The organism is Candidatus Kryptonium sp., from assembly GCA_025060635.1.
In the GTDB taxonomy this organism is placed as follows: Bacteria; Bacteroidota; Ignavibacteria; order Kryptoniales; family Kryptoniaceae; genus Kryptonium.
The window spans coordinates 126,007-132,880 of the sequence record JANXBN010000007.1 but is presented as its reverse complement, the minus strand read 5'-3'; the positions used below and the strand labels follow the sequence as shown (position 1 = coordinate 132,880).

At 36.6% G+C, this 6,874-nt stretch carries 8 protein-coding genes; 2 read left to right on the top strand and 6 right to left on the bottom strand.

Annotation, left to right across the window (positions count from 1 at the left end):
• The coding region (locus tag NZ923_09475; GenBank protein MCS7230248.1) for a T9SS type A sorting domain-containing protein at positions 1-1,892 on the top strand (1,892 nt) is incomplete at its 5' end.
• 46 nt (positions 1,893-1,938) lie between these two features.
• Here the strand turns inward: NZ923_09475 and NZ923_09470 are convergent.
• Together NZ923_09470 and NZ923_09465 are read right to left on the bottom strand one after the other, a co-directional pair.
• Positions 1,939-2,076 carry a hypothetical protein gene (locus tag NZ923_09470; GenBank protein ID MCS7230247.1) on the bottom strand — a complete coding sequence of 46 codons (138 nt, stop codon included), beginning with the start codon at positions 2,074-2,076 and terminating at the stop codon, positions 1,939-1,941.
• On the bottom strand, positions 2,073-2,504 hold the full coding sequence (locus NZ923_09465; protein ID MCS7230246.1) for an NUDIX domain-containing protein: 432 nt from the start codon (positions 2,502-2,504) through the stop codon (positions 2,073-2,075). The genes NZ923_09470 and NZ923_09465 overlap by 4 nt, the downstream gene beginning before the upstream one ends.
• 61 nt (positions 2,505-2,565) lie before the next feature.
• On the opposite strand from NZ923_09465, the gene NZ923_09460 reads away from it, so the two are divergent.
• On the top strand, positions 2,566-3,612 hold the full coding sequence (locus NZ923_09460; GenBank protein MCS7230245.1) for a glycosyltransferase family 9 protein: 1,047 nt from the start codon (positions 2,566-2,568) through the stop codon (positions 3,610-3,612).
• A 22-nt stretch (positions 3,613-3,634) separates the two neighbouring features.
• Here the strand turns inward: NZ923_09460 and NZ923_09455 are convergent, their stop codons facing one another.
• From NZ923_09455 to NZ923_09440, 4 genes are all read right to left on the bottom strand, one after another.
• Entirely contained in the window at positions 3,635-5,068 is a 1,434-nt protein-coding gene (locus tag NZ923_09455; protein ID MCS7230244.1) for a 2-oxoacid:acceptor oxidoreductase family protein, read from the bottom strand.
• 9 nt (positions 5,069-5,077) lie between these two features.
• Positions 5,078-6,154 (bottom strand): 3-methyl-2-oxobutanoate dehydrogenase subunit VorB, encoded by a 1,077-nt coding sequence (locus NZ923_09450; GenBank protein MCS7230243.1) that lies wholly within the window; start codon positions 6,152-6,154, stop codon positions 5,078-5,080.
• 85 nt (positions 6,155-6,239) lie between these two features.
• On the bottom strand, positions 6,240-6,503 hold the full coding sequence (locus NZ923_09445; protein ID MCS7230242.1) for a 4Fe-4S dicluster domain-containing protein: 264 nt from the start codon (positions 6,501-6,503) through the stop codon (positions 6,240-6,242).
• 20 nt (positions 6,504-6,523) lie between these two features.
• Positions 6,524-6,841, bottom strand: coding sequence for a hypothetical protein (locus NZ923_09440; protein ID MCS7230241.1), 318 nt, complete (start codon positions 6,839-6,841; stop codon positions 6,524-6,526).
• Between the last annotated feature and the right edge of the window lie 33 nt (positions 6,842-6,874).

Sequence of the window (6,874 nt, the reverse complement as noted above, 5' to 3'; positions counted from 1 at the left end):
ATATAGCAAATAACAATGATGGCTATGTTCTGGCATCAACAATATTCATAGAAACTACTATATCTTATTTTAGGATTAGAACTTCGCTTGATAGCTCAATTTTTGCGTTAGATCGGCAAAACAATTTACATGTTTTAAAAATTAATAGCCAAGTGTCATCAGATTACTATCTATTTTCACCATCTCAGCTTCCTATCTCAAGTTTTTCTAATAACACGCTTTATCATAGTATTAATTACTCTATGTTTATACCAAATCTTAATACAAGTATATGGGGGATTTATCCAAATGAGGTTGCTAGCATATCTGCGCTTAATGCAAATGACGCTACAATTTTATTTAACTTTCCAGAGTATTTAATTAGACAAAAGCAACGAAGTTTTACATATAGATATATTCTTTCCTACAGATTTTATATAGGATCAAGATCTATTTTTGATATTGTAAAGTTAGGTTCCAAATTTTTCATGCTTCATCCCTCATCTAATGCAGGATATGTTGAAGTAAACGATACAACAGGGGCGATATATCTTTACGAGTTAGTGCAAAGAGGTAACGAATTCGTTACCGCTATTGACACTTCAAATATCAGAAGAGTTTTAGTGCCAGCCAGAATTGGATTAAGGCCAAGGTATACAGGCCTAACTCCGATTGTGAAAGTTGATAGAAATCAAAATATCCATACGCTTATATTTAAAGTTTTGGACTATAACACCAGAGCAGGTATAGATTTAGGGCAGTGGTATTATTATAAGATAACTCCTGATCTTCGCGTTGAAGGCGGTTATAGGGTCACCGCTGAAAGTGATACAGTTACTCCACTTGGGACCTTTGACTTTGATATTGATGACAATGGAATAGTTCATTTTGCTTACTTTAAAAGCGTTGACCTTAGTAGAGCTGTAATTCGGTATACAAACAATTCGTCTGGAAGTTTTGCAAATCCAATAAATGTTGGAGATACTATCTCAATTATATCTTCGCCGTATTGGCTAAGAGTAAAAGCTACACCAAATGGAAATGCTTATGTGGTTTATTTACCGTATAGTCCCCCAAGGGTTTATTTAACTTATGGGAATTTAAACGGCTTTACTCGTCCTAAAGAATGGTTTGTTGCACAGGGATTAGACCGATTTGGCGGAAGAAATGTATTAGATTTTGCTGTTGATGGAAGTGGAGTTATGCATGTTTTTCATATCCCTTATTGGTATTCTTCTGGTTCTGCAACTTATAACAATGTCTTGGTTTATGCGTATAGGGTTATGCGTGATTCAATAATTTTCATATCAGGGGTATATACAAACCTTCAGGAAACACAATGTGTTTTGATGGAAAGAGATAAAAATGGAAATATTCATATTCTTGGATATAACAAGGGGAGGGTTTACTACCTAAATTCGCTTGATAATTTCAGAAATGTGCGATTTTACAACTTGTCTGATTATAATCTGTTTAGGCTTCTTAGATCAACCGAAGCGCCACCATTTATGGATATTTTTAAGATATTATATCCAGATGAAAGCCAAAATAGAGTTTATTTTGCTTTGGGGAGAGCACTTCAAGATGTAATAATTGGATGGATTCCGTATACAATAACTGGAATTGAAAGAGATAACGAGATTATTCCTTCAAAATTCGCGCTTCATCAAAACTACCCAAATCCGTTTAATCCCGTTACGAAAATAGAGTTTGAAATTCCACAGAGAGAAAATGTGAAGCTTGTAATATATGATGTTCTTGGAAGAGAGGTGAAAAGAGTTATTGATGGTGAGTTAGATGCTGGAAGGTATAAAGTTGATGTTGATATGAGCGATTATTCAAGCGGTGTGTATTTCTATAGGCTTGAGGCAGGTAAATTCTCAAGCATCAAGAAGATGATGTTGTTAAAATAAAAATCACGAAAGCCAGACGCAGATTATGCGTCTGGCTTTTAAATTTTCAAATGAACATTTCGCTTTCGTCAAAAAGCCCCTCACTTCCCTCATCGGAGGAAAACATATTCAATAAAAGCAAAATAACTGCAATTAACAAAAGCGGGACAAAAATTATGAGTAAAATGTTAATAGTTTTCTTCACTTTGCCTCGTCCTCTTTACTTTTCAAAAATTGATATGCTTTGTTTAAAACATTTATAGTGTTTTTATGCTTAAAATATTTTAAAGCCTCGGAAACCGTAACCCAGGCAAAATCCTCATGCTCATAAGATAACTTAACCTCTTTTTCATTAGTTTTAGCGAGATAGTAATTAACCGTTTTATAAACCAGTTTTCCTTTCGCTTTATAGTAATATCCGATTCCTACTTTAAATCCTTCAATTATTTCAATTTGTTTAATTCCGGTTTCCTCTGCCACTTCTCTTCTTACTGCATCAAGCTCGCTTTCTCCTTCTTCAACATTTCCTTTCGGGAAGTCCCAATGTCCAAGACCATATTTTAAAATTAAGAATTTTACCTCGCCATTTTCCTCTCTGTATATAACGGCGCCTGCGGAATGTTCTCGGAGCAACCTTTCTTTTTCAATTACTTTTTTCTGTTTAAATTTGTTAAAAAAATTTCAAATTCACAAAATGAACTTTCATAAAATTTTGATCACCCGTCTCCGCTTCATTGGTGACATCGTTCTAACAACCCCAGTTGTGAGAGCGGTGCGGGGCAAATTTCCAAACTCATTCATCGCTTATTTGGGAGATAAAAACGCAATAGCACTTCTTGAAAATAATCCGTATCTTGACGAGTTAATACCTTTTGATTTCAGTTGGGATTTAAAGGAACAAATTGATTTTATTAGGAAATTAAGATCTAAAAAATTTGATCTTGTGATTGATCTATTCGGGAATCCGCGCAGTGCGATCTTGTCCTTCCTAAGTGGAGCTAAAACCAGGGTTGGCGGAGCATTCAGTTGGAGAAAATATCTATATACTCATCCAATTCCGAGAAGTAGCGAAAGAAAAAATGCAATCAAATTTCACCTTGACTATTTGCAGCCAATTGGAATCAAATTTAACGAACCTTTATCATACGATGATATCAAAACCGAAATTTTTCTAACAGACGAAGAAAAAAGATGGGCAATTAATTATCTAAAAAGCAAAGGTGTTGACATAAACAAAAAAACTATTGGAATACATCCAGGGGCAACATGGCCAGCAAAAATGTGGTTAAAAGAAAACTTCGCTAACCTTGCTGATAGAATTGTCTCAAAACTTAACGCAAATGTAGTTATAACCCACTCAGAAAAAGAAACAGAATTAGCAACCGAGGTTTTCAATATGACATTGAAAAAGAATATATTTCTTCTTGATTCGCTTGAACTTCGTCAATTAGCCAGTGTGCTTTCACATCTTGAACTTTACATCTCAAACGATTGTGGGCCAATGCATATTTCTGTCGCAGTTGGAACAAAAACAATTGGAATTTTCGGACCGGGAGAAGAAGATATATGGTTTCCTTACCCAGAGAGCAAGGGACACAAGGCATTAAGATTTGATGTTGAATGTCATCCTTGCCATCTTGATTTTTGTAATAGAAAAGGTGAGGATTATATGAAATGCATGAAACTATTGACAGTTGATATGGTTTTCAATGAAGTTTTAAAATTAACAAAAAGGGGCTGAGTGTATCAGCCCCTTTAATTTTTCATAAAACGAATTTAATTCCCTCTTCAATTGCTCGCCGATTTAGCTCGTTGAGTTCTCTTCTTTTAACAGTTATATCAAGTGCATCAAAAATGCTATCTTTCGTTAGAACACCAGTATAACCGATATATGCACCAAGCATAACCATATTTGCAACCTTAGTTGAGCCGATATCATCTGCAATCTTAGTTGCTGGCACAGGAACAATTTCAACATCTTTCCTTGATGGTTCAATATCAATTAAAGAGTTATCGTAAAAGATTATCCCACCAGATTTAACTGTTGGTTGAAATTTTTCAAGCGAAGGTCTGTTCATCGCTATTAAAACAGTCGGAATTGAAACAAGGGGGGAAGCAATTTCAGTTTCAGAGATATTCACATGGCAATTTGCGGTTCCACCTCTCATTTCTGGACCATAGGATGGAAGCCAAGAGACATGATATTCTTCAAGCATCCCTGCCTGAGCCAGTACAAGACCAAGCAGGAGTATTCCTTGACCTCCGAAACCAGCGACTTTTATCTTTGGATTTTTATATTTTTCTGGGATTATGTTCTTGCGATAATTCTTAACATAAGTTGCGCTATCTCCATTAACTCCGATCGCTTTTTTGATCTCTTCAGGTGTTAAAACCTTTTTATCAAACTTTACAGGTTCAACTTTATCAGAAATATCTTTAAAAACGCCAAGCGGGAAATACTTTGTCATTACCTCATTTACCCATTTCTCAGCTTCTGGCGGATTCATTCCCCAACCAGTTGGGCAAGTGGAAAGCGCTTCAACGAAAGCAAAACCTTTGCCCTCAATTTGAATTTGTAAAGCCTTTCTAACAGCTTTTCTTGCTTTCGCCATGTTTTTGGCATCAGTGAGAGCAACCCGTTCAACATAAACAGGAGCTTCAAGAGTCGCTATCAATTCAGCCATTCTCAACGGATAACCCTCATTGCGAATATCTCTACCGCGAGGCGTTGTTGTCGTTTTCATCCCTGGCAGAGTCGTCGGCGCCATTTGTCCACCTGTCATTCCATAAATTGCGTTGTTCACGAAGAAAACAGTTATATGTTCACCGCGATTTGCCGCGTGTAAAATTTCGTTTCCACCAATTGCTCCAAGATCTCCATCACCTTGATAGCTTATCACAATGCTATGTGGATGAACTCGTTTTATCCCCGTAGCTACTGCTGGAGCTCTGCCGTGAGCAACTTGAATATGGCCGACATCAAAATAGTAATAGAGAAAAACCGAACAACCCACCGGATTAATCATTATAACTCTATCTTGAATTCCGAAATCTTCAATTGCTTCAGCTATTAATTTATGAAGCTTTCCGTGTCCACAACCTGGGCAATAGTGCGTGTTTATTTTATCTGCATCAGGTTTTCTTTCAAAGATCTCGTAAAAAGCGGTTGGTTTTTTCAATACTGTTGAAGTTGCCATTTTTCCACCTCACTTTTGATGTTCAATTTCTTTTTCAATCTCTTCAAAAACTAATTTTACTTGTTGAAGAATTTCTTCTGCTGATGGAACTACTCCACCGCATCTACCGTAAAATTTGACTTCCCTCATTCCATTTAAAGCAAGTTTAACATCATCAACCATTTGCCCAGTGCTCAATTCAACGACAAAAAATATCTGCGCTACTTTAGCAAGCTCTCTAATTTTTTGCTCTGGAAATGGGAACAATGTTATAGGTCTAAGCAAACCAACTTTATATCCTTCTTCCCTCATTATATCAACGACGCTCTTTAAAATTCTTGACACAATTCCATACCCCATTAATATAACTTCTGCATCCTCAGTTCTATAAGCTTCGTATCTAACTTCCTCTTTTTTGATTCGCTCATATTTTTCTTTCAATTTCAAATTATGCTTTTCAAGATCTTCTGGGGCAAGATAAATTGATGTTATCAAGTTATGTCTTGTTTCAGATGTTCCATCAACGCACCAAGATTTGTCAATTTTTGGAATTTTTGGTTCTGGAAACTCAACTGGTTCAACCATTTGACCAATAAAACCATCAGCAAGGACATATACAGGAGTTCTATATTTTTCAGCGAGGTCAAAAGCAAGATATGTTAAATCACACATCTCTTGAACTGAGTTAGGGGCAAGCACGATAACCTTGTAATTTCCATGTCCCCCACCTTTTACAACTTGATTATAATCCGCTTGTTCTGGGGCAATGTTCCCAAGCCCAGGTCCGCCACGCATTATATCAACTATAACCATTGGTAATTCCGCACCCGCTGCGTATGAAACTCCTTCTTGTATTAAACTAATACCAGGACTTGATGACGCGGTCATTGCTCTCACGCCACCGCTTGCAGCACCAAATACCATATTAATTGCTCCAATTTCGCTTTCTGCTTGAATGAAAACCCCACCAACTTCTGGCATTAAAAGTGCAGCGGCCTCCGCAATCTCACTTGCTGGTGTAATTGGATATCCGAAAAATGCTCTACATCCCGCTAAAATTGCCCCGCGCACAACTGCTTCATTTCCTTTCATCAGCTGTTTTGCCATTTTTCAAAATCCATTTTTGTTTTTTGAAACTGCCAATTTTGTCAGCAGTTTAGAATAAAAAAGCGAAGCAGTTTATGCTTCGCCTTTAGTTTAAAGAGTTTAAAATTTCCTCATCAACTACCGCACCTCGTTTGTAGACCGTTATAGCTCCTGGTTCAGGGCAAGCATAAAAGCAAACCCCACAACCAGTGCAACCATCACCAACATATTCAGCATAATGATAACCGCGCGAATTAAATCGCTCGGAAATTTTTAAAACATTAACAGGACAAGTTTCAACGCAAAGTGAACATCCTTTGCATTGTTCTTTGCTGATTTTTATAAAGGCTTTTTGAAGAGTTACTTGCATTTTTCCTCCGTAGTTCGTTTTTAGATCCACAAATCAATTTCATATTCTTTCTTTTGTGAAAGGCGGATGTTTTCCTTAGCCTTGCTCAAGATACCTTTTATGGTTTCAACTTTTTCAACGATCTTATCAAGTTCTTCCCCTATTAATTCAATATGAACCCTTTTGTTTCTTTTTCTGCTCATATTCATAACATGAGCCCAAATCTCGTCGGTTTTTCGCTCAATTTCACCAAGCTCTTTTATGGCTTGATTTATCAACAGTATGACCTCTTCTTTTGAAGTCCGGCGAAAATACTTCTTTACCTTCTGAATTCGCTCTGTGATGTTAAATGTCTTCATCTATGAAAGATCGCAAAGTTTTATTTTTCACCT